This window comes from Caulobacter sp. Root1472 (assembly GCF_001426985.1).
Taxonomy (GTDB): Bacteria; Pseudomonadota; Alphaproteobacteria; order Caulobacterales; family Caulobacteraceae; genus Caulobacter; species Caulobacter rhizosphaerae.
This window is the reverse complement of sequence record NZ_LMFX01000004.1, coordinates 18,962-39,000: the sequence shown is the minus strand read 5'-3', so window position 1 is coordinate 39,000 and position 20,039 is coordinate 18,962. Positions and strand designations below refer to the sequence as shown.

Genomic DNA, 20,039 nt, shown 5'->3' with positions numbered 1-20,039 from the left:
CCAGCGCCTACTTCTTCTTGGCCGGCTTGGCGGTTTCCGCCTTTTTGGCCGCCTCGTCCGCGGCCTTCTTCCAGGCGGCGTACTCTTCCAGATAGGGCTGGCGGCGCAGGATCTTGGAGGCCGGGTCGACGATCACCGGCACGGCGTCGCCCACCTTGATGCGGCCGGTGTTGTCGCTCATCGGAGCGGTGACGATCTTGTCGCCGACCTTGACCTCGACCGGCATCGGGAAGGCCTTGCCCGAGGGCGTCTTCCAGCTCAGCACCAGGTCGTCGCCGTCGCGGGCGGTGCGCAGTTCCGGCAGCTTGGCCTGATAGAAATAGGCGTCGAAGAACCACTGGTAGTCCTTCCCCGTCACGTCGTTGACGATCGCGATGAAGTCCTTGGTCGTGGCGTAGCGCGGCGCGAAGTTGCCGGGCTTTGGGTCGGGGCGGCCATAGACCAGGAGGCGCACGGCCTTGAAGAACGCCGCGTCGCCGATCGTGGCGCGCAGGGTGTGCATGATGTTGGACCCCTTGGCGTAGATGTCGTTCGCCGGGCCGCTTTCGGCCTTGTAGACTTGGTCCTCGGTCATCACCTTGTCGGAGACGATCGGGAACTGGTTCTTGCTGCCCACCCGCTGGGCGTTCAGGCGGGTCATGTATTCCATGTCGCCGTGCAGCCACTGCGAGAACAGCGGCTGCATGTAGCTGCCCAGGCCCTCGTGGATCCACATGTCGTCCCAGTCGACATTGGTCACCTGGTTGCCGAACCACTCGTGCGACAGTTCGTGCTGGAACAGCCAATCGTAGCCGTAGACGTCCTTCTTATATTCGTTGCCGTAGGCGTTCATGGTCTGGTGTTCCATGCCCAGGTGCGGCGTCTCGACGACGCCCAGCTTTTCCGAGCGGAACGGGTAGGGGCCGATCATCTGCTCGAAGAAGTCCAGCGTGGTCGGGAACTCGGCGAACAGGGCCCTGGCCTTGGCCGGATCGTCGCTCTTCAGGTACCAGTACTCGATCGGAAAGCTGTCGCCGAACCGGCTCTTGTAGGTGTCCTGCAGCTTCACATAGGGGCCGACATTGACGGCGATGGCGTAGGTGTCGGGCTGCTTCTGGCGCCAGTGGAAGGTGCGCCAGCCGTCCTTTTCCGTGACGTCCACCAGCACGCCGCCGGCCGGCGCCGACAGCGGCGCCGGCACGGTGATGTAGAAGTCGACCAGCAGCGGCTCGCCGGTCGGGAAATCGATGCACGGCCAGAACAGGTCGCAGCCGTCGCCCTGCACGGCGCTGGCGATCCAGGGCTCGCCGGTCGGGGCGGTCTTCCAGACGAAGCCGCCGTCCCACGGCGCCTTCTCGGCCTCGTGCGGCTGGCCGGCGTAGCGGATCTGGACCACGGTCTTGGCCCCGGCGGCGATCGGGGCGGGCGGGGTGATGGTCAGCCGGCCTTCGGGATTGGTCCAGGCGGAGGCGGGCAGGGCCTTGCCGTCGACGATCAGGGCGCTGACCGCGAAGTTCTTGTCGAAGTCCAGGACGATGCGGGGCAGGGCGCTCTTGGCCGCCAGGGTCAGGGTGGCGTCGCCCTCGATCGCCTTGCGCTCGGGAAGGACCTTCAGCTTCAGGTCGACGTGCTCGATGGTCACCGCCGCTTCCTCGGCCGGCATCTGGCCGCCGGTCCCCAGGGTCAGGGCCGTGGTCGGCGCCGGCTTGGCGGGCTTGGCGGGCTTGGCGGGCGGCGCGGCCTGGACGGCGCCGGCGAGGGCCAGCAGCGAGACGGCGCACAGGGCCGCGGCCCGGCGGTGAAACTGGGTAGGCAAAGCGAAACTCCCCACGCGACGCGATCTTTCGGCGACATGGGTAAGCGCGGCCACGCACGTCGCCAAGCGGGAAGTTTCGGGGCGCTTTTTCCGGCGTTGCAGCGAACGCCGGTCAGATCTTTTCGCTGATCTTGATCGCCGCGCGGCAGCCGGCCCGGATCACCGCCGACAGCAAGGGATAGGCAGGAGCCTCCAGGGCGCCTTCGCCGATGGCGATGTCCTTGTGGTGCAACTCGTCGTCGCGGAACTGGCTGAGCTCGGCCGCCAGGGCGGGGTCGCGCGCCTCTAGCTCGGCGATCTGGCCGGCATAGTGCTGCTCGATCACCGTCTCCACCGCCTCGGTGCAGGCATGGGCGGCCTTCTCGCCCAGCAGGGCCGTGCCGGCGCCCAGGGCGAAGGCGGCGGCGCGCCAGACGGGCGACATCAGGGTGGGGCGCACCTGGCGCTCGCCCAGCAGTTCGTTGAAGCGGCTCAGATGGACCTGCTCATGGCCTTCCATCTCGCCCAGTTGGTCGGCGATCCGCTGGCGTCCCGGGGCGTTGCGCATCACCGCCTGCTGACCGCGATAGATGTGCACGGCCGCCAGTTCGCCAGCCTGGTCGACCCGCAGGATCTCGGCCAGCCGCGCCTTCTGGGCGCCTTGACCGGGACGGGGAGGGACGGGCTGGCTCATCTCAGGCCGCCTTACGGACGCCGGCGAAGAACGAGGCGATCGCCAGGCCCAGCGAGATGACGGCGTTCCAGCCGGCCATCGACAGGCCCAGGAAGATCCAGACGGCCTTGTCGCAGGACGGGGCGGCGATCTTGACGCCCTTCAGCATGGCCACCAGGTCGTCGGCAGAGGCCGCGCCGCCGGCCGCGCAGGCGGCCGGACCGGGCCACCACTTCCACTCGGCGCCGGCGTGGTAGGCGGCCACGCCCGCGCCGTAGAGGAAGCCCAGGCCGATCAGCAGGATCAGCGGTCGGCGCACCTTGTCGGCCCAGGCGGTGCGGGTCAGCACCACCGCGACCAGGGCGACCGCGCCGGTCACCCAGTAGACTTCGCGCTGCTTCAGGCACAGCAGGCACGGCGCCAGCTTGCCGAAGGTCTCGAAGGCGTGGGCGGCGCCCAGCATGACGGCGCAGGCGATGAAGGCCAGCAGCGGCCAGTGGTCGACGGCCCAGGCGATCGCCGGGCGGTTGGGCGCCAGGGCGCCCGCCGCGCCGACCTTGCCGGCGCCTTCGATGCTGGTGTCTTCGATCGTCATCCCGCGCACGCTCCGCCGCCGCTTCCCCCCAAGAAGTGGCTCGCCGTGAGGCCGATGACAAGCAGGGCGATCAGAAGGCCCGCGAACAGGGCTAGGCGCTTCTCGATCACCGGCATCATGGCCGGGCCGAACTTCTTGACCACGAAGGCCACCAGGAAGAAGCGGGCGGCGCGGGTGACGACGCAGGCGGCGATGAAGATCGGGAAGCTGAACTGCAACAGGCCGGAGGTGATGGTCACCAGCTTGAACGGGATGGGGGTGAAGCCCTTGGCGATGATCACCCAAGAGCCCCAATGGCGATACCAGCACTCGGCGTCGGCCAGGGCGTTGGGCTTGCCCAGCACGGCCAGCAGTTTCTGCGCCGCGTCGTGGAAGAAGAAGCCAATGCCGTAGCCGAGAATCCCGCCCAGCACCGAGGCCAGGGTGCAGAGCGCGGCGTAGCGCCAGGCCTTGTCCGGCTTGGCCAGCACCATGGGCGCCAGCATGACGTCGGGCGGCACCGGGAAGAACGAACTCTCGGCGAACGAGATCGCGAACAGGCTGACCGGGGCATGGCGGGAGGCGGCCAGGCTCATGACCCAGTCGTAGAGGCGACGCAGCATGCGGACTCCGAAATGAGGACGGCCGTAGCTAGCAGGCGGCCATGACGTTGTCGCGGCGCTTGATGCGATCGCGCGCAATCCTATTGGAATTGCCGGCCCGGGTGGCTATCACGCCCGTTCGATGGCTCGCGCCGTCCCAAATTCTTCGAAAGACCCTCCCATGAGCGATACGCCCCCCGACCGCCTGGCCTCCAACCCCTCCAGCCCGCATTACGACGCCGACATCCTCGAGCGCGGCGTGGGCATCGTGTTCAACGGCGTGGAGAAGACCAATGTCGACGAATACTGCGTCAGCGAGGGCTGGATCCGCGTCACCGCCGGCAAGGCCGTCGACCGCAAGGGCAATCCGATGACCATCAAGCTGCAGGGCGTCGTCGCGCCCTACTGGCGCAACGACAACGTCGAAGGCTGAGACCGATGGCCCCGCGCCGCCTGATCGACCTGCCCGGCTTCGCCGACCTGGAGACCCGGGCGCTGATGAAGCCGTCGTTCGCCGATCCGGAGGCGCGGGCCCAGTTCCCGGAGATCGACCAGTTGGCCCGCGACACCTTCGGCCTGACCGCCGACCAGGCCGCCGCCATCCCCGATCCGCCGGGCTGGGACGGCGTCGACGTGAAGTCGATGCGCGAGCAGGCCGAGGCGTTCGAGCGGGAAGGCTGGGACGTCACCGACGACAAGCGCCGCCCGCTGCGGATCCTGGGCCACTTCAGCCATCCGCTGTGGCTGGCCCTGCGCGGCGTGGCCGGCCATCTGCCGTTCGAGCCCGAGCCGGAGGACTTCGATCCGTCGACCTCGTCCCTGGCGGCCGAGGCGGCGAAGTTCCGGCGCGACAAGCGGTAGGGTCCTTGCGTCCTTCGAGGCCCGCTGCGCGGGCGCCTCAGGATGAGGAAATCAGAGCCAACCCACGTTCCTCATCCTGAGGTGCGAGCCCAAGGCGAGCCTCGAAGGACGCACGGCGCTCAGCGCTTCTTGCCCAGCTCGGCGCCGATGTCCTTGATCGAATTGCCGACCTTGCGGTGGGCGGCGACCAGCTGGTCCTTGGTCACGCCCCAGCGCTTCATCCAGTATTCGACCTGATGGCGTTCGCGCGGATCCAGGCGATCCTCGTCGCGGAAGTCCCGCTTGCCCTTGGGAGCACCCATCGTCGCCTCCTTCGTCCTCTTGCGGGCCTAACGCGCGCGGCGGACGTTGTCGAGGCGGCGACTGACCTTGGAAAGACCCCGATGAGCGATCCCGACCTCGAAGCCATGGCCCAGGACGAGCTGGCGCGCGCCATGACCCTGACCTGGCGCGACCTGAACAAGGTGATTCCCTGGGGCGACACCTTCGAGGGCATCTCGCCGGCCGGGCGCAATGTCGAGGTCGAGCGCAACTACCTTTGGTCCGACCAGCCCGGCGGCGACATCCTGTGCGAGGTGGCCGTCTATGGCGGTCCCAGCCGCTACGACCAGGGCGCCCGGGCCCGCGGCGTCATTTCCCGCTGACCGACATAACCCCGGTCGCGAGAAAGGCCGAAGGTTCTTGACGCTCGGCGCAATTCTCGCCAAGTCCGCATGGGTGTTGCGGAATTTTCCGATTTCTGGAGCCCGGGCGATTGTCTCATCGAACTTCGACGCCGCCGGGCGGCGCTGACCAGGACCGGGCCTTGCCGCCGGCGCCCCTTCGCTGGGCGTCCGGGAGGCTGGATGCACAACCACCAGGCGAAATGTTCGCTTTCCTTCCCCCAGGCTTGGCCATGATTGAGCGGAGCAGACGCGCCGCGCCAGATCGGGCCTTGTCGACGCGAGCGACCGCCAGAGTCGCGGGCGTAAGGAGGACGAAAGGAAGGCCATGGCCGCGACGGTCTCACTCATGACTCAGATTCCCCCCGAAGGCGCCCCCGAGCACGTCTCGCTGGCCGACTATCTGCCCTACCAGCTGGTCGTCGCCGCCAATGCGGTGACGCGGCTGGTCTCCCGCGCCTACGAGGACCGGTTCGGCCTCAGCATCCCGCAATGGCGGCTGATGTCGGTGCTGGCCGAGGGGCCGCTGACCCAGCAGGCCGCCGTCGTCCGCACCGCCATGGACAAGGTGCGCGTCAGCCGCGCGGCCCAGGACCTGGTCGAGCGCCGCCTGGCCGTGCGCCTGAGCAACCGGGTCGACCGGCGCTCGCACAGCCTGGAACTGACCGCCGCCGGTCGCCGCCTGTTCGCCGAGATCGTGCCCCTGGCCCGCGCCTACGAGGCCGCCCTGCTGGCCGGCCTGGCGCCCAGCGAGGTGGCGACGCTCAAGCGCCTGCTGGGCCAGCTGGAGTCCGCCGCCGGCACGCTCTACGGGGCCGACACCGCGCCGCCGCCGCCCGAACGGGCCGAATAGACCCCGCGCGCGATCGCCCGGGCCAGGGTGTCGGCCGCGGCCGAGCCCAGCCGGGCGATCGTCACCGACCGCGCCGGCCCCTCGCCGATCTCCACCGCGCCTGACGACAGGGCGAAGACGACGTCGCCGTCGAACGGGGTGTGGGCGGGGCGAATGGCGCGGGCCAGGCCGTCCTGGGCCATCATCGCCAGCCGCGTGGCCTCGGCGGTGGTCAGGGCCGCCGTGGTGGCCACCACGGCCAGGGTGGTGTTGGCGCCGGCGGTGAACCGGCCCAGCGCGGCCAGCTTGCTGTCGTCCGGTACGGGATCGATCGCGCGGGCCGAGGGATCGGGACGCACGCCGCCGAACTCGCCGTCGATCTCGAACGGCCAGGCCCAGAACGCCTCGCCGTCGGCCATGTACACCGATCCCACCGGATTGACGGCCGCCAGCGCCCCGACCACCAGGCCCTCGCCCAGGTCCAGCGAGGCCGAGCCGACGCCGCCCTTGTGCAGGCCGGCCATGGCCCCGCGCCCGGCCCCGACCGAGCCCAGGGGGAAGACCTCGCCCGCGGCGGCGACGGCGGCCAGGCCCAGGGCGCGGTAGGGCGGCTCCAGGCCCCAGGCCTTGTCGCCGCCGTTGCCCAGGTCATGCAGCACCGCGCCCGGCACGATCGGGATGGCCGGCGAGCCCGCCGCCAGCCGCAGGCCGTGCCCCGCCGCGGACAAGGCCGCCACCACGCCGTCCGCCGCGCCCAGGCCGAACACCGAGCCGCCGGACAGGGCGATCGCATGGGCCCGGCTGAAGGTGTTCTCGGGGCGCAGCACGTCGCTCTCGCGGATCCCCGGCCCGCCGCCCCGCACGTCCACCGCGCCCACCCAGCCCCGCGGGCAGAGGAGAGCGGTCACGCCGCTGCGCGCCGCCTCGTCGACCGCGTGGCCCACCGTCAGGCCGGGCACGTCGGTGATCAGGTTGCGGGGGCCGGGACGGGGAGGATGGGGCAAGGCTTCAGGTCTCCTGCGCAGGCGCGGAGCATCGGCCGGCCGCGCCCGGAAGGAAAGCCGCCGCGACGCGGTGAAAGGGACGCTGGAACTTCCCGCGGGCCTTTGCTAGACAACCCCTCCTTCGCCGACCTTGCGTCGCCGCGAAGCGCGGGCGTGGTGAAACTGGTAGACGCGCCGGACTCAAAATCCGGTTCCGAAAGGAGTGTCGGTTCGACCCCGACCGCCCGCACCAATCTCTTCCGATCAAGTCTCGGGCGGCCTCGCGGCTGGCGCGTCCTTGCGTCGGCGCCGCGACGGCAGCCGGGTGCTGACGGCGAGCGCCACCGTCGCCACGCCCAACAGCGCCAAGGTCGCCCAGTCCACCGCCGTCGCCGCCGCGCCCAGCGGCGCCTTCAGCGACCGGGTGGCGCGTGACGGCGCTCCGCGAGGCGTTTCGGCCATGGCTGCTTCTTCCTGTTCGTGCTGCTGAGCGCGCACCGGCTTTTCCGGTTCCGCCGTGCCGGGTCGAAACCTCGGCAGGCGCGCGCCGTGCCTGAAGCGACCCCCGATTCCGGACGCAACGGGGGCGGTTGGCTGGAGCATTCATAGGACCAGCGGCTGGGGCGTCTGGGCGTGTCACCGGTGAAGCCCGGCGTAACCGGGGCTTCCAGTCGCCGTGTCAGCGCCGATTTGTCGGGTCAGAGATACTCGTAGTTATAAAGTATAGATGGCGCCAGGCGGTCTGAATTGAAATCATGTTATGAAATCTAATGGATCTAGATTTTGATTCCGAAATCTGAGACTGAGATTTTCATAGGGGATGGAGTCACGATTACGGCGTTTCGCGGAAATTCCAGGCTTGAATTTTGCCTGCCCGCTTGGAAGGCTATCGGCATCTCCTGGAAATTCGGGGATGGCGCTTTCTGAAGACAAACGTCGTATTCAAGATCGCCCACCTCAATATGGCGCAACGCCGGGACGACAGGACCAGGCTTAGGGATTCGAGATGAACACCAAACGCATAGTGCAGCTCGTGATGGGGGTCGTCCTGGCCGCCGCGGCCTGCGGCAACAGCTGGGCTCAAAAGGCCGAAGGCCTGGCCAGCACCCCGCAAATGGGCTGGAACAGCTGGAACAAATTCGCCTGCAGCATCGACGAGCGCCTGATCCGCGAGACCGCCGACGCCATGGTCGCGACGGGCTTGAAGGACGCCGGCTACCAATACGTGAACATTGACGATTGCTGGCAGGGCAAGCGCGACGCCAACGGCGACATCCACCCCGACCCCACGCGCTTCCCATCCGGCATCAAGGCGCTGGCGGACTATGTGCACGGCAAGGGACTCAAGCTGGGCATCTACTCGGACGCCGGCGCGACCACCTGCGGCGGCCGTCCCGGCAGCCGCGGCCACGAGTATCAGGATGCGCGGACCTATGCGAGCTGGGGCATCGATTACGTCAAGTACGACTGGTGCAACACCCCGGGCATGAGCCCCGAACCGGCCTACACCACGATGCGCGACGCGATCGCCGAGGCGGGCCGTCCGATGGTGTTCAGCATATGCGAATGGGGCATCGGCAAGCCGTGGGAGTGGGGCGCCAAGGTTGGCCATTCGTGGCGCACCACGCCCGATATCTATAATTGCTTCGACTGCGAATTCAGCCCCGGTTTGTCGACGGGTCTGGGCGTGCTGCGCATCCTCGACAGGCAGGCGGGCCTGCGCCAGTTCGCGGGGCCCGGCCACTGGAACGACATGGACATGCTCGAAGTGGGCAACGGCATGAGCGAGGATGAAGATCGCGCCCACCTGTCGATCTGGGCCATGATGGCCTCGCCCCTCATCCTGGGCAACGACCTGCGTTCCATGTCGGAGTCGACCCGCCGCATCCTGACCAACCCCGGCGTGATCGCGGTGAGCCAGGACAAGCTGGGCGTGCAGGCGCTGCGCGTTATGGTCGACGGTCCGCTGGAGATCTACGCCAAGCCGCTCGATGGCGGCCAATGGGCGCTGATGTTCCTCAACCGCTCCAACCAGGCTCTCGACGTTCGCCATGACTGGAAGGCGGAAGTCCTGAGCGATGGTCTGAGCAACCGGTCGGCCGATTTCAAGCAGACCGTCTACAGCTGGTCCGACCTGTGGAGCAAGAAGACCGGCGACACCAGCACCAAGCTGGAAGCCCGGCTGGCGCCGCACAGCGTGCTGATGTTGCGCCTGACCGGCCCCGCGAAAACATAGGGGGCGCCCGGCGTCCCAGAGCGCGTTGGGCGAAAGAGTGAGCGGTTTCGCCCAACGCGCTCCAAATGCTTGAATCTAGAGCCAGGAGAAGAGCCGCCGGTGCGCGGAGGGTTGCGCCTCAGTGCGCCGGGTCGAAGTCGGCCTTCTCCGAGCGGACATAGGCTTCCCAGCCGGCCCGGTCGTGGAAGTCCAGGCCTTTGTCCCAGGCCGCGCCCATGTAGTAGACGAACGGCTTGCCGGGCTCGACCTTGACCAGGACCAGGTAGTTGTCGGCGTCCTGGCGCACCTCGACCAGGGCCTTGGGATCGACCATCAGAGCGATGGCCATGGTGCCCTTCACCGGGTCGGTCGGCTCCCAGTAGGAGACGCGGCCCGCGCCGAGATCCTTAGTGAACACCCCGCCCGCGCCGCCGTGGGCGGGCTTGCGCTTGCTGATGCCGATGCCGACGATCAGCGGGCCGGGCTTGTCGGAGCTGATCGTCGAGACCATCCGCGTGAAGTTGGTCCCCAGCGGCAGGGTGAAGGTGCGGGTCTCCCAGACCTTGCGGTCCACGTCGACCGGCCAGGGGGCGTAGTCGACCTTGAACTGGGCCACGTCGCCGCCGGTCTTGAGGATCTGGTAGGACTTCCAGTTGCGCGAGGTCCACAGCTTGTTGTCCTGCCACACCCCCAGGCCGCCGGCCCCGCGGAAGGTGTTGACGTCGTAGAAGTCCAGGCCCTCGCCGTGGAACGAATGCTGGTCGCCGGTGCGCAACTGGCGGTCCATGAACGGCCAGCGGACGTTCTTGCCCCAGGCGTCGATCCCCGAGGTCGAGGGCGGTTCGGCCGCCTCCAGGGCCGGGCCGTAGATGCGGTGGGCCGTGCGGTCGTTCTCCCAGAGGATGTCGCCGTAGCGGTAGTCGGCATAGACCACGACGGCGCGGGGTTTCTGGCCATCGGCGTCCGGCTTGGGCAGCGGCTTGACGACCGGCGGCAGGGTCGGCGCGGTCTGGGCCGAGGCCGGGATGGACGCGGCCAGGGTCGGCGCGAGCAGGGCGGCGGCCAGGGCGAGGCGAAGCAGGGGCTTGGTCATCGGGCGGACCTCGTGACGATGAAAAGGGGTCAGATCTGGGTGCGGCGGGCCAGTTCGCGGCGCTGTTCGGCCATCTTCTGGCGCGTCTGCTGGAGGGCGTCCAGCTCGGTCACCGCCAGCAGGTCGTCGACCACCTGGGCCAGGTGGGCGTGGAGGGCCTGGCGGGCGGCCCTGGGGTCGCGCCGGCGCAGGGCGGCGACGATCCGGCGGTGCGCCTCCGCGCGGTCGCCGCCGCCGTGGGCGCGAGCCCGCCGCAGCAGGGCCACGCAGGCCGGCGACTGCTGGCGCAGGGTCCACAGGTCGGCGACCCCGGCCTCGATCGCGGCGTTGCCGGTGGCGCGGGCGATGGCCAGGTGGAAGTCCTGCTCCAGCCGCTCGGCCTCGTCGGCCGCGATGCTGCTGGCCATCTGGCCGACGACCTGCTCCAGCCGGGCCAGGTCGGCCTCGGTGATGGTGGCGGCGGACAGCGCGCAGGCCTCGCCCTCGAACAGCCGCCGCGCCTCGGTCAGCTCCAGGGCGCCGACCTCGGCCTCGGCCGAATCCTCGCCGGGCGGCGCGGCGGCGTTGACATAGACGCCCGAGCCCTGGCGCGCCTCGACCAGGCCCTGGAACTCCAGGGCGATCATGGCGTCGCGGATGGTCGGGCGGCTGACCCCGAAGTCGTCGGCCAGTTCGCGTTCCGATGGCAGCTTGTCGCCGGGGCCGTAGCGCCCGTCGCCGATGGCCGTGGCGATCGCCCGGGCGATCTGCTGGTAGAGCTTCTGGGGATCGGTGGCGCCGGTGGTCATGTCCGACATCCTAGCGGGGACGAAGGGCGAGGCGCCAGCGCCAGCGTCACCGTTGGCCGCTCGCGCACGGTCAGGCGCGACCGTGGCGGTGACGGGGCTGGTCACTTTTTTGCGTGCGGGGCGTGCCGCGGGACGGATCGCCTGTGCTATTGCCGCGCTCATCCTGGCGACCCTTCGCCTGAATGAGTGCGACCCGAATGTCCGACGCCGCCGACCTCGACCCCGCCGACCCGACGCCGCCGCCCGCAAAGCCGCCGATCTGGAAGCGGCGGCCCTGGCTGATCGGCGGGACGGCGGTCGTCGTGCTGGCGGTGATCGTCTTCGTCGCCTCGCTGCTGTGGTCGCTGCCGCTGGGCCGGGCGCTGGAGCCCCTGGCCAATCCGACCCTGGTGATCGTGGCCGCCGACGGTTCGCCGATCGCCCGCCGGGGTTCGTACAAGGAGGCGCCGGTCGACGTGGCCAAGCTGCCCGCCTATGTGCCGGGCGCGTTCATCGCCATCGAGGATCGACGGTTCTACAAGCACATCGGCGTGGACCCCAAGGCGATCCTGCGGGCCGTGGGCGCCAACGCCAAGGCGGGCGGGGTGTCCGAGGGCGGCTCGACCATCACCCAACAGCTGGCCAAGAACGCCTTCCTGTCCAACAAGCGCACCTTCCGGCGCAAGATCCAGGAGGTGCTGATCGCCCTCTACCTGGACGCCCGGCTGTCCAAGGACGAGATCCTGTCGCGCTACCTGTCGTCGGTCTATTTCGGCGACGGCACGTTCGGCCTGGGCGCGGCGGCCCGGCACTATTTCGACAAGTCGCCCGAGCAATTGTCGGTGGGCGAGGCGGCGATGCTGGCGGGCCTGGTCAAGGCCCCGTCCCGCTGGGCCCCGACCGAGAACTTCGACGGCGCCAAGACGCGGATGAAGACCGTGCTGGGCGCCATGGTCGACACCGGGGTGATCACCCAGGCCCAGGCCGACCGCGCGGTCCAGCAGGTCCATGTCCAGGCGGGCCGGCCCAAGCTGCCGGTCGGCTCCTACTTCGCCGACTGGGTGTTCCCCCAGGCCAAGGCGGTGTTCGAGAACACCTATGGCGAGACGGTGGTGCGCACCACCCTGGACCCGAAGCTGCAGGCCCAGGCCGAGAAGATCCTCGACCAGGCCATCGCCCGCGACGGCAAGGCGTTGAACGTCACCCAGGGGGCGATCGTGGCCATGCGCACCGACGGCCGGATCGTGGCCATGGTCGGCGGCCGCGACTACAAGCTCAGCCAGTTCAACCGCGCCGACGCCCAGCGCCCGCCGGGCTCGGCCTTCAAGCTGTTCGTCTATCTGGCGGCGCTCCGCCAGGGCATGACCCCGACCAGCCCGATCCTCGACGCGCCGGTCGAGGTCAGCGGCTGGACGCCCAAGAACCACGAGGGCAAGTACGCCGGCCGTGAGGTGCCGCTGATCACCGCCTTCGCCGCCTCCTCCAACGTGGCCGCCGTGCGCCTGGCCCATGACATCGGCCGCGACGCGATCGTCCGCACCGCCCGCGACCTGGGCGTCACCGACCCGATCCCCAACGACCTGACCCTGGCCCTGGGCACCGGGCCGATGAGCCTGGTGCGGCTGACGGCCGCCTATGCGGCGATCGACGCCGGCGAGGCGCCGGTGATCCCGCATGGCCTGGCCGACTGGAAGAAGCCCGCCGGCGTCAAGTCGCTGAGCAAGGCCGAGTTGGCCGGAATGCGCGATCTGTTGCGCTCGGCCACCCAGCGCGGCACCGGGATCGAGGCGGCGATCCCCGGCGCGTTCGGCAAGACCGGCACCAGCCAGGATTATCGCGACGCCCTGTTCGTCGGCTATGTCGGCGACTTGGTGATCGGCGTTTGGGTCGGCAACGACGACAACAGCGCCATGAACGGCGTGGTCGGCGGCGGCCTGCCGGCCAAGATCTGGAAGAGCGTGGCCACCTACGCCGTGAACCGCGACGCGCCCAGGGCCGCCGAGCCCGAGGGCGACGACGCCGTCTCGGCGGCCGAGGACCCGATGCTGCTGAACCCCGACGGCACGCCGGTCGAGGGCGCGGTTCCGGCGGACGGCGAGGTCCCACCGCCCGCCGACGGTGCGGCGCCGGCTCCCGACGCGCCGCCCGCCGCTCCGGCCGCTCCGGTCATCGCGGTCCCCGCCGCGCCGGCCGCGCCGGCGGCGGATCGACCGGCGGGCTAGAGCCGGGGCCGGGGACGCGCCCTCGCGGCGTGTCCCCATCGTCGCGCCGCGGCTGAAAGGGGGACACGCCGCAAGGGCATGTCCCCGCAAGCCTATTTCGCCGCGCTGGCCGCTCGCAGGGCGATCTCCTCGCGCTTGCTGGCCAAGCGTTCGCGGGTCTGCTCCATCGCCTCCAGTTCGGCGGTCAGCAGCAGGTTCTCGATCAGCCCGCCCAGGTGGGTCTGCATGGCGGCGCGGGCGGCCTTGGGGTCGCGGGTGCGCAGAGACTCGATGATGTCCTGGTGCTCGTCGTTCAGCGGCCGCTTGCGCACGTGCCGGGCCTTTTCCAGCATCTGCATGCACAGGCGCGACTTGTAGCGCAGGTCCCAGGTGTTCTCGACCACGCGGACGATGGCGCTGTTGCGGGTGGCCTGGGCGATGGTGATGTGGAACTGGCGGTCGGCCAGCTCGGACTGTTCCTTGGTCGAATTCTCGCTGTTCATCTCGGCCACCAGGGTCTCGAGATAGGCCAACTCCTCGTCGGTGATCAGGGTGGCGGCCAGGGCGGCGGCCTCGCCCTCGAACAGGCGGCGGGCCTCGGCCTGGTCGAAGGCCCCGATGTCCAGATCGCGGGGCGGCGGGGCCGGCTGGCCCCCGGCGCGCACATAGACCCCCGATCCCTGCCGGGCCTCCAGCAGGCCGCGCATCTCCAGGGCGATCACGGCCCGGCGGATGGTCGGGCGGCTGACGCCGAAGGCCTCGGCCAGGTCGCGCTCGGAGGCCAGGCGCTGGCCGGGCTGGTGGCGGCCCTCGGCGATGGCCTGGCCGATGTCGGCGGCCACGCGCTGGTAGAGGCGCAGGGGACTGGCGGCCGCCGTCGTCGTCATCTTCGTCTTCAACCCTCTCGACGGCGCTATCCTAAGCGGCGACGCAGCGGAAGGGTAGGGCGGGCGAAGACCTCGTCCTTCGACAGGCTCAGGATGGGGTCTTACTGCACGGCCTGTGAAAGGGTCCTCATCCTGAGCTTGTCGAAGGACGAGGACCCCGTACGGCGCGACACGTTGAGACTATCAGTCGGCCGGCGGCGGCGCGCCGCCGCCGCTCATCGCCTTGTTGGTCAGCCAGATGCAGGGGATCAGCAGCACCGCCAGCCAGGCCGAGGCGCGGAAGAAGTCCACCGTGGCCAGCAGATAGGCCTGGTTGACCACCTGGCTGGTCGCCGCGCCCACCGCCTGGGCGTGGGAGAGGCCCACGGCCTGCATGCGCTCGACAGCCGCCAGCCAAGCCGGGTCGTTGGAGCCCATGGTCTCGGCCAGACGCGTCTGGTGCAGCGACTCGCTGCGGTCCCAGATGGTGGTGACAAGCGAGGCGGCGAAACTGCCGGCGGTGATCCGCGAGAAGTTCGACAGGCCCGAGGCCGAGGGCAACTGGTGCGGCGCGATCCCGTTCAGCGAGATGGTCACCATCGACAGGAAGAAGGTGCTCATCGCCACCCCCTGCACCAGCATCGGCCAGACCAGGGCCTTGAAGTCGACGTCGGGGGGGAACTCCGAGCGCATGAAGAACGACAGGGCGAAGGCGGCCATCGACACGCTGGCGGTCCAGCGGGCGTCGACCTTCTGCATCAGGCGGGCGGCGAACGGCGTCAGGATCACCGCCACCACCCCGCTGGGCGCGGCGACCAGGCCGGCCCAGGTGGCGATGTAGCCCATGCGGGTCTGCAGCCACAGCGGCTGCAACAGGTTGCTGCCGAAGAACACCGCATAGCCCAGGCAGAAGGCCAGGGTGCCCAGGGCGAAGTTCTTGGACTTGAACAGCGACAGGTCGACGATCGGGTGCTTCTCGCCGAGCTCCCAGATCACCCAGGCGATGAAGCCGACGATGGCGATCACCAGTTCGACCAAGATGGCCGGCGAGTTGAACCAGTCGGCCTCCTTGCCGGTGTCCAGCATCACCTGCAGGGCGCCGACCCAGATCAGCAGCAGCATGAAGCCGGTGGTGTCGATCGGGACCTTGCGGGTGGGGGTCTCGCGGCTGGCCAGCGGCCGCCAGCAGAAGAAGGCGCAGATCAGGCCGACGGGCACGTTGATCAGGAAGATCCACGGCCAGGCGATGTTGTCGGAGATGTAGCCGCCCAGGATGGGGCCGCAGATGGGCGCCACCAGGGTGGTCATCGACCAGATGGCCAGGGCCGTGCCCCGTTTGTGGGGGGGGAAGATCATGATCAGCAGGGCCTGCGAGCCCGGGATCATCGGGCCCGAAACCAGGCCCTGCAGCAGGCGGAAGCCGATCAGCGAGGTCAGGCTCCACGAGATCCCGCACAGGAACGAGGCGATGGTGAACAGCAGCACCGAGACCACGAAGGTCTTTACGACGCCATAACGGCCCATCAGCCAGCCGGTCAGGGGCACCGACACGCCGTTGGCCACGGCGAACGAGGTGATCACCCAGGTGCCCTGGCTGGTGCTAACGCCCAGATTGCCGGAGATGGTGTTGATCGAGACGTTGGCGATGGTGCTGTCCAGCACCTGCATGAAGGTGCCCAGCGCCAGGGCGATGGCGGTCACGCCCAGGGTGACGCCGGTCAGGGGCGCGGGGCCGGCCGGCTGGGCTGGCGCTGCGGGCGCTGCGGGGGAGGTGTCCGGGTCGGCCATGCGGCGCTTCCTTGCGGGGGCTTACGGGCGCGGGGCTACTTGGACGTGTCGATCTTGGCCTTCATCGACAGGCCGACCCTCAGCGGATGGTCCTTCAGTTCGGCCGGATCCAGGGTGATGCGGACGGGCAGGCGCTGCACCACCTTGATCCAGTTGCCCGAGGCGTTCTGTGCCGGGATCAGCGAGAAGGCCGAACCGGTGCCGCCCGACAGGCCCTTCACCCGGCCGTGGAACTTCACGCCGTGGCCGTAGAGGTCCGAGGTCAAGGTGACCGGCTGGCCGACGCGCACCTTGTCCAGCTGCACTTCCTTGAAGTTGGCGTCGACATAGGCGTTGGTCGTCGGGACGATGGCCATCAGCGGCGCGCCGACTTGGACCTGCTGGCCGACCTGGACGTTCTTCTTGGACACCACGCCGGCCAGCGGCGCGCGCAGCACGGTGCGGTCCAGGGCCAGCTGGGCGCTGGCCAGGCGGGCCTCGGCGGCGGCGATCTCGGGGTTCTTGTTGGCTGGCAGGCCGGAGATCAGGGCGGTGTTGACCTCGCGGTTGCCCTCGGCGGCGGCGCGGGTGGCCTTGGCCTGGGTCAGGGCGGCGCGGGCCTCGACCAGCGCCGACTGGGCGTTGGTGTACTGGCTCTGGGCGGTGGTCAGCTCCTCGCCGGACACCGCGCCGGAGTCCGACAGGGCCTTGCGTCGCGACAGTTCGATCCGCGCCTGCTCCAGGCTGGCCTGGGCGCCGGTCACGGCGGCGGCGGCGCGGGCGATGTCGGCGTCGCGGGCCGCCACCTGGCCGGCCAGGGCGTCGTCGCTGGCGAAGTAGCCCTGCACCTTGCGCTGGGCCTGGCCGAGGGCGGCCTGGGCGGCGAGGACCGCGATCCGGGCGTCGGCGTCGTCGATCACCACCAGCGGCTGGCCGGCGGTCACGGTCTGGGTCTCGGAGACCAGAACCTGGGCGACCGGCCCGCTGATCAGCGGCGTCACCTGGGCGACTTCGGCCCCGACATAGGCGTTGTCGGTCTCGACGTGGCGCGAGCCGATCAGGACGGCGTAGAGCACCCAGAGCACGACGCCGATGACGACCACGACGGCCAGGCCGGTCAGCAGTTGTCGACGATTGCCGTTGGGCTTGGCGGAAGAGGCGGTGTCGGCCATGGGGGAGGTCCTGGAGGCGCGAAAGCGAAGGGTGGAAAGCGGGTTCGAATTGGGGTCAGGCGGGAGCGAAGCCGCCGCCCAGGGCGCGCACCAGGGCGACGTCCAGGGTCAGGGCGCGGCTTTCCAGATCGGCGACGATCCGGCGCTGCGACAGCACCGCCTGTTCGGCGATCAGCACGTTCTGGTAGGTCGACAGGCCGCCCCGGTAGCGCAGCTTGGCGATCCGGAAGCCGTCCTCGCTGGCGGCCAGGGCGGCGCGGCTTTCGCCGAGCCGGGCGCTCAGGGCCCGCTCGCTGGCGGCCACGTCGGCGACGTCGCGCAGGGCCTGGGTGACGGCGGCGTCGTAGGCGGCCACAGCGCCGTCGCGGTCGGCCTCGGCCGCGCGGAGGTTGGCCTTCAGCCGTCCGCCCTCGAAGATCGGCAGGCTGACGGCGGGGCCGACGCTGCCGACGTCCGAGCCGCTGTCGAACAGCTTGTCCAGGTGCAGCGACTGCACGCCGATGGCGGCGGCCAGGTTGACGTTCGGATAGAAGGCCGCCTTGGCCTGGCCGATCCGCTTGCTGGCGGCCTCGGCTCGCCATTTGGCGGCGACCACGTCGGGGCGGCGGCCGATCAGGTCGGCGGCAAGGTTGGCGGGCAGGCCGAACGGCTTGAGGGCGGCGACCGAGGGGCGGGCGATCGCCAGGCCGCGGTCCGGGCCCGCGCCCAGAAGGGCGGCCAGGCCGTTGCGCGTCTGGGCGATCTGCTCGTCGAGGGCGGCCAGCTCGGCCCGGGCGTTGGGCGGACCGGCCTCGGCCTGGCGCAGCTCGCCGCGCGTATCGAGGCCGTTGGTCACCCGGTTGCTGACCAGGGTCAGGGTTTCCTGCCGCAGGGCCACCGACCGCTCGGCCACGTCGCGCTCGGCGTAGAGGCGGGCGAGGTCGGCGTAGCTGGCGGCCACCGAGGTGGCCAACATCAGCCGGGCCTGGGCGGCGTCAGCCTGAGCGGCCCTGGCTTCGGAGGTCGCGGCGGCCACGGCCGCCCGGTTCTTGCCCCAGAAATCCAGCTCCCAGCTGAAGTCGAGGCTGAGCCGGCCGTAGTCGTTGTAGCCCTGGGGCACGAAGTCGGCGGGGATGCCGTTGTTGTAGCTCTGCTTGGACCGCTCGACCGCGCCGTTGGCGGCGACGCTGGGCAGCTGGGCGGCCTTGGCCTGGTTGGCCAGGGCTTGGGCGCGGCGCAGGCGGGCCTGCGCCTGGGCCAAGGTGGGCGAGCCCGTCAGCGCTTCGTCGATCAGGGCGTCCAGCTGGGCGTCGCCATAGGCCTTCCACCAGGCGTCGGCAGGCCAGGCGGCGGCCTCTGAGGCGGCCAGGGTCTGGGCCGTGGCGTAGGCCTCCGGCCCCTTGGCGACCCGGGCCGGCGCCGCGTCCGGCATCGTCGCGCAGGCGCTGGTCAGCAGGGCGGCCAGCAGGATCGAGACCGTGGCGCCGATCGCGTGGGATCCGGGCGACTTGGAGGCGGGGGGCTTGTCCAGGACGTTGGATGACATCGGCGGCTGACCTTGAATTGACCGTACTGTACGGTCATATGGTGGCGCTGATATAACCGCGAGCTTGACGGGATCAAGGGGGCTCCCGAAGGAAAAGAAATGATGCAGGACGTGAAACCGCGTCTCGACCGAGACGCCCGCCGTGAAGCCATCCTGGATGTCGCCAGCGACGTGTTCCTGGAGGAGGGCTACGCCAACGCGTCCATGTCGACGATCGCGGCCCGGCTCGGCGGGTCCAAGGGCACGCTCTACAACTACTTCAAGAACAAGGAAGAGCTGTTCGCCGCCTATGTGGTGCGCCACTGCGCCTGGCAGCGCGACGCCATGTTCGAGATCGGCTCCGAGCCGGGCGACATCCGTGAGGCCCTGACCAGGGTCGGGCGCACCTACCTGTCGATCGTGCTGAGCGATTTCAGCATGGCCAACTTCCGGGTCATCGTCGCCGAGGCCCAGCGCACGCCCGAGATCGGCCACGCCTTCTACGAGGCGGGCCCCCGGAGCGGGGCTAAGCTGCTGGGCGTGATCCTGCAGAAGGCGGTCGACAGCGGGCAACTGCGGATCGACGACCCGGTCCACGCCGCGCACCAGTTCATCGGCCTGTGCCAGAACCGCATGCTGAAGGCGCGGCTGTGCCGGGCCATGGACGCGCCCACGCCGGACGAGATCGACCGCGAGGTGCTGCCGGCGGTCAGGGTGTTCCTGGCCGCCTACGGCGCGAAATCCTGACGATTTCCGCTTGGCGAGACGACGCTAAGGCGGCACTGGGTGCGGGGAAGGGAGCGCCGTCCGCCTCCCGCGAGACGGAAGCTCGGCCCATGCAAGGCGTCACCATCGTCGACCACCCCCTGGTCCGCCACAAGCTGACCCGGATGCGCGACAAACAGACCTCGACCAAGACCTTCCGCGCCCTGATGCGCGAGACCGCGACCCTGCTCTGCTACGAGGTCACCCGGGCCCTGCCGACCCACACGGTTGAGATCGAGACCCCCGTGGCCCCGACCACGGCCGAGGAGATCTCTGGCAAGAAGCTGGTCTTCGCCCCGATCCTGCGCGCGGGCCTGGGCATGGCCGAGGGCATGCTGGACCTGGTGCCGTCGGCGCGGGTGGCGCACATCGGCCTGTTCCGCGACCCCGCGTCGCTGGAAGCGGTGGAGTACTATTACAAGACCCCCGAGGACATCGCCGACCGCCTGGTCATCGTGGTCGACCCGATGCTGGCCACCGGCCATACGGCGGTGGCGGCGCTGAACCTGCTCAAGCGTTCGGGTGTGAGCGACCTGCGCTTCGTCTGCCTGGTGGCCTCGGTCCAGGGCGTGGAGACCCTGCGCGCCGCCCATCCCGACGTGCCGATCTGGACGGCGGCGGTGGACGCCGAGCTGAACGACCACGGCTACATCGTGCCCGGCCTGGGCGACGCCGGCGACCGGACCTTCGGCACCCGTTAAGAGTGGCGGTGCGTGGTCCTCGTCCTT

General features: G+C 69.8%; 21 protein-coding genes and 1 tRNA gene. 10 read left to right on the top strand and 12 right to left on the bottom strand.

Annotated elements, in window-relative coordinates:
* Positions 1–7: 7 nt before the first annotated feature.
* The 4 genes from ASD47_RS04600 to ASD47_RS04585 all read right to left on the bottom strand — a co-directional run bounded on the left by ASD47_RS04600 (position 8) and on the right by ASD47_RS04585 (position 3,644).
* The gene (locus ASD47_RS04600) at positions 8–1,795 is read right to left on the bottom strand and encodes a M1 family metallopeptidase (protein ID WP_056752315.1); all 1,788 of its coding nucleotides are present in this window, start codon (positions 1,793–1,795) and stop codon (positions 8–10) included.
* A 112-nt stretch (positions 1,796–1,907) separates the two neighbouring features.
* Positions 1,908–2,468 carry a demethoxyubiquinone hydroxylase family protein gene (locus ASD47_RS04595; protein ID WP_056752314.1) on the bottom strand — a complete coding sequence of 187 codons (561 nt, stop codon included), beginning with the start codon at positions 2,466–2,468 and terminating at the stop codon, positions 1,908–1,910.
* 1 nt (position 2,469) lies between these two features.
* Entirely contained in the window at positions 2,470–3,042 is a 573-nt protein-coding gene (locus tag ASD47_RS04590; RefSeq protein ID WP_056752310.1) for a disulfide bond formation protein B, read from the bottom strand.
* A complete protein-coding gene (locus ASD47_RS04585; RefSeq protein ID WP_056752308.1) occupies positions 3,039–3,644 on the bottom strand; it encodes a YqaA family protein in 606 nt (201 codons plus the stop codon). Before ASD47_RS04585 ends, ASD47_RS04590 begins: the two co-directional genes overlap by 4 nt.
* A gap of 160 nt (positions 3,645–3,804) precedes the next feature.
* On the opposite strand from ASD47_RS04585, the gene ASD47_RS04580 reads away from it, so the two are divergent.
* Both ASD47_RS04580 and ASD47_RS04575 read left to right on the top strand, forming a co-directional pair.
* Positions 3,805–4,056, top strand: a complete 252-nt coding sequence (locus ASD47_RS04580) for a DUF3297 family protein (protein ID WP_056752306.1) — start codon at positions 3,805–3,807, stop codon at positions 4,054–4,056.
* A gap of 5 nt (positions 4,057–4,061) precedes the next feature.
* On the top strand, positions 4,062–4,484 hold the full coding sequence (locus ASD47_RS04575; protein WP_056752303.1) for a hypothetical protein: 423 nt from the start codon (positions 4,062–4,064) through the stop codon (positions 4,482–4,484).
* 119 nt (positions 4,485–4,603) lie between these two features.
* Here the strand turns inward: ASD47_RS04575 and ASD47_RS04570 are convergent, their stop codons facing one another.
* Positions 4,604–4,786, bottom strand: a complete 183-nt coding sequence (locus ASD47_RS04570) for a DUF3606 domain-containing protein (protein WP_018112967.1) — start codon at positions 4,784–4,786, stop codon at positions 4,604–4,606.
* 105 nt (positions 4,787–4,891) lie between these two features.
* On the opposite strand from ASD47_RS04570, the gene ASD47_RS04565 reads away from it, so the two are divergent.
* A complete protein-coding gene (locus tag ASD47_RS04565; RefSeq protein ID WP_056752504.1) occupies positions 4,892–5,128 on the top strand; it encodes a hypothetical protein in 237 nt (78 codons plus the stop codon).
* Between the two features lie 346 nt (positions 5,129–5,474).
* Positions 5,475–5,999 (top strand): MarR family winged helix-turn-helix transcriptional regulator, encoded by a 525-nt coding sequence (locus ASD47_RS04560; RefSeq protein WP_056752300.1) that lies wholly within the window; start codon positions 5,475–5,477, stop codon positions 5,997–5,999.
* On the opposite strand, the gene ASD47_RS04555 is transcribed toward ASD47_RS04560, so the two are convergent.
* Positions 5,954–6,982 carry a P1 family peptidase gene (locus ASD47_RS04555; RefSeq protein WP_056752298.1) on the bottom strand — a complete coding sequence of 343 codons (1,029 nt, stop codon included), beginning with the start codon at positions 6,980–6,982 and terminating at the stop codon, positions 5,954–5,956. The two genes, ASD47_RS04560 and ASD47_RS04555, sit on opposite strands and share 46 nt — an antisense overlap.
* Positions 6,983–7,129: 147 nt before the next feature.
* Between ASD47_RS04555 and ASD47_RS04550 the strand changes: the two genes are divergently transcribed.
* The 3 genes from ASD47_RS04550 to ASD47_RS04540 all read left to right on the top strand — a co-directional run bounded on the left by ASD47_RS04550 (position 7,130) and on the right by ASD47_RS04540 (position 9,197).
* Positions 7,130–7,214: transfer RNA gene (locus ASD47_RS04550), tRNA-Leu, on the top strand.
* A 45-nt stretch (positions 7,215–7,259) separates the two neighbouring features.
* Positions 7,260–7,451 carry a hypothetical protein gene (locus tag ASD47_RS26475; protein WP_156402111.1) on the top strand — a complete coding sequence of 64 codons (192 nt, stop codon included), beginning with the start codon at positions 7,260–7,262 and terminating at the stop codon, positions 7,449–7,451.
* A gap of 516 nt (positions 7,452–7,967) precedes the next feature.
* Positions 7,968–9,197: a glycoside hydrolase family 27 protein gene (locus ASD47_RS04540; protein ID WP_056752291.1), complete on the top strand. Its 1,230-nt coding sequence runs from the start codon at positions 7,968–7,970 to the stop codon at positions 9,195–9,197.
* A gap of 118 nt (positions 9,198–9,315) precedes the next feature.
* Here ASD47_RS04540 and ASD47_RS04535 read toward each other — a convergent pair whose 3' ends face one another.
* A complete protein-coding gene (locus ASD47_RS04535) occupies positions 9,316–10,269 on the bottom strand; it encodes a DUF4861 family protein (protein ID WP_056752289.1) in 954 nt (317 codons plus the stop codon).
* Positions 10,270–10,298: 29 nt separating this feature from the next.
* A complete protein-coding gene (locus ASD47_RS04530) occupies positions 10,299–11,057 on the bottom strand; it encodes a FadR/GntR family transcriptional regulator (protein ID WP_056752286.1) in 759 nt (252 codons plus the stop codon).
* 197 nt (positions 11,058–11,254) lie between these two features.
* Between ASD47_RS04530 and ASD47_RS04525 the strand changes: the two genes are divergently transcribed.
* Positions 11,255–13,258, top strand: a complete 2,004-nt coding sequence (locus tag ASD47_RS04525) for a transglycosylase domain-containing protein (protein WP_369800253.1) — start codon at positions 11,255–11,257, stop codon at positions 13,256–13,258.
* A 92-nt stretch (positions 13,259–13,350) separates the two neighbouring features.
* On the opposite strand, the gene ASD47_RS04520 is transcribed toward ASD47_RS04525, so the two are convergent.
* The 4 genes from ASD47_RS04520 to ASD47_RS04505 form a co-directional block, all read right to left on the bottom strand.
* On the bottom strand, positions 13,351–14,124 hold the full coding sequence (locus tag ASD47_RS04520) for a FadR/GntR family transcriptional regulator (protein WP_056752502.1): 774 nt from the start codon (positions 14,122–14,124) through the stop codon (positions 13,351–13,353).
* Positions 14,125–14,307: 183 nt separating this feature from the next.
* A complete protein-coding gene (locus tag ASD47_RS04515) occupies positions 14,308–15,891 on the bottom strand; it encodes a DHA2 family efflux MFS transporter permease subunit (RefSeq protein WP_056752283.1) in 1,584 nt (527 codons plus the stop codon).
* Between the two features lie 35 nt (positions 15,892–15,926).
* Entirely contained in the window at positions 15,927–17,042 is a 1,116-nt protein-coding gene (locus tag ASD47_RS04510) for an HlyD family efflux transporter periplasmic adaptor subunit (RefSeq protein WP_056752279.1), read from the bottom strand.
* 55 nt (positions 17,043–17,097) lie between these two features.
* On the bottom strand, positions 17,098–18,567 hold the full coding sequence (locus tag ASD47_RS04505; protein ID WP_164468865.1) for an efflux transporter outer membrane subunit: 1,470 nt from the start codon (positions 18,565–18,567) through the stop codon (positions 17,098–17,100).
* Positions 18,568–18,669: 102 nt separating this feature from the next.
* Between ASD47_RS04505 and ASD47_RS04500 the strand changes: the two genes are divergently transcribed.
* Positions 18,670–19,293, top strand: a complete 624-nt coding sequence (locus tag ASD47_RS04500; RefSeq protein WP_235525761.1) for a TetR/AcrR family transcriptional regulator — start codon at positions 18,670–18,672, stop codon at positions 19,291–19,293.
* Between the two features lie 89 nt (positions 19,294–19,382).
* Entirely contained in the window at positions 19,383–20,012 is a 630-nt protein-coding gene (gene upp, locus ASD47_RS04495) for a uracil phosphoribosyltransferase (protein ID WP_056752274.1), read from the top strand.
* Positions 20,013–20,039: the final 27 nt, after the last annotated feature.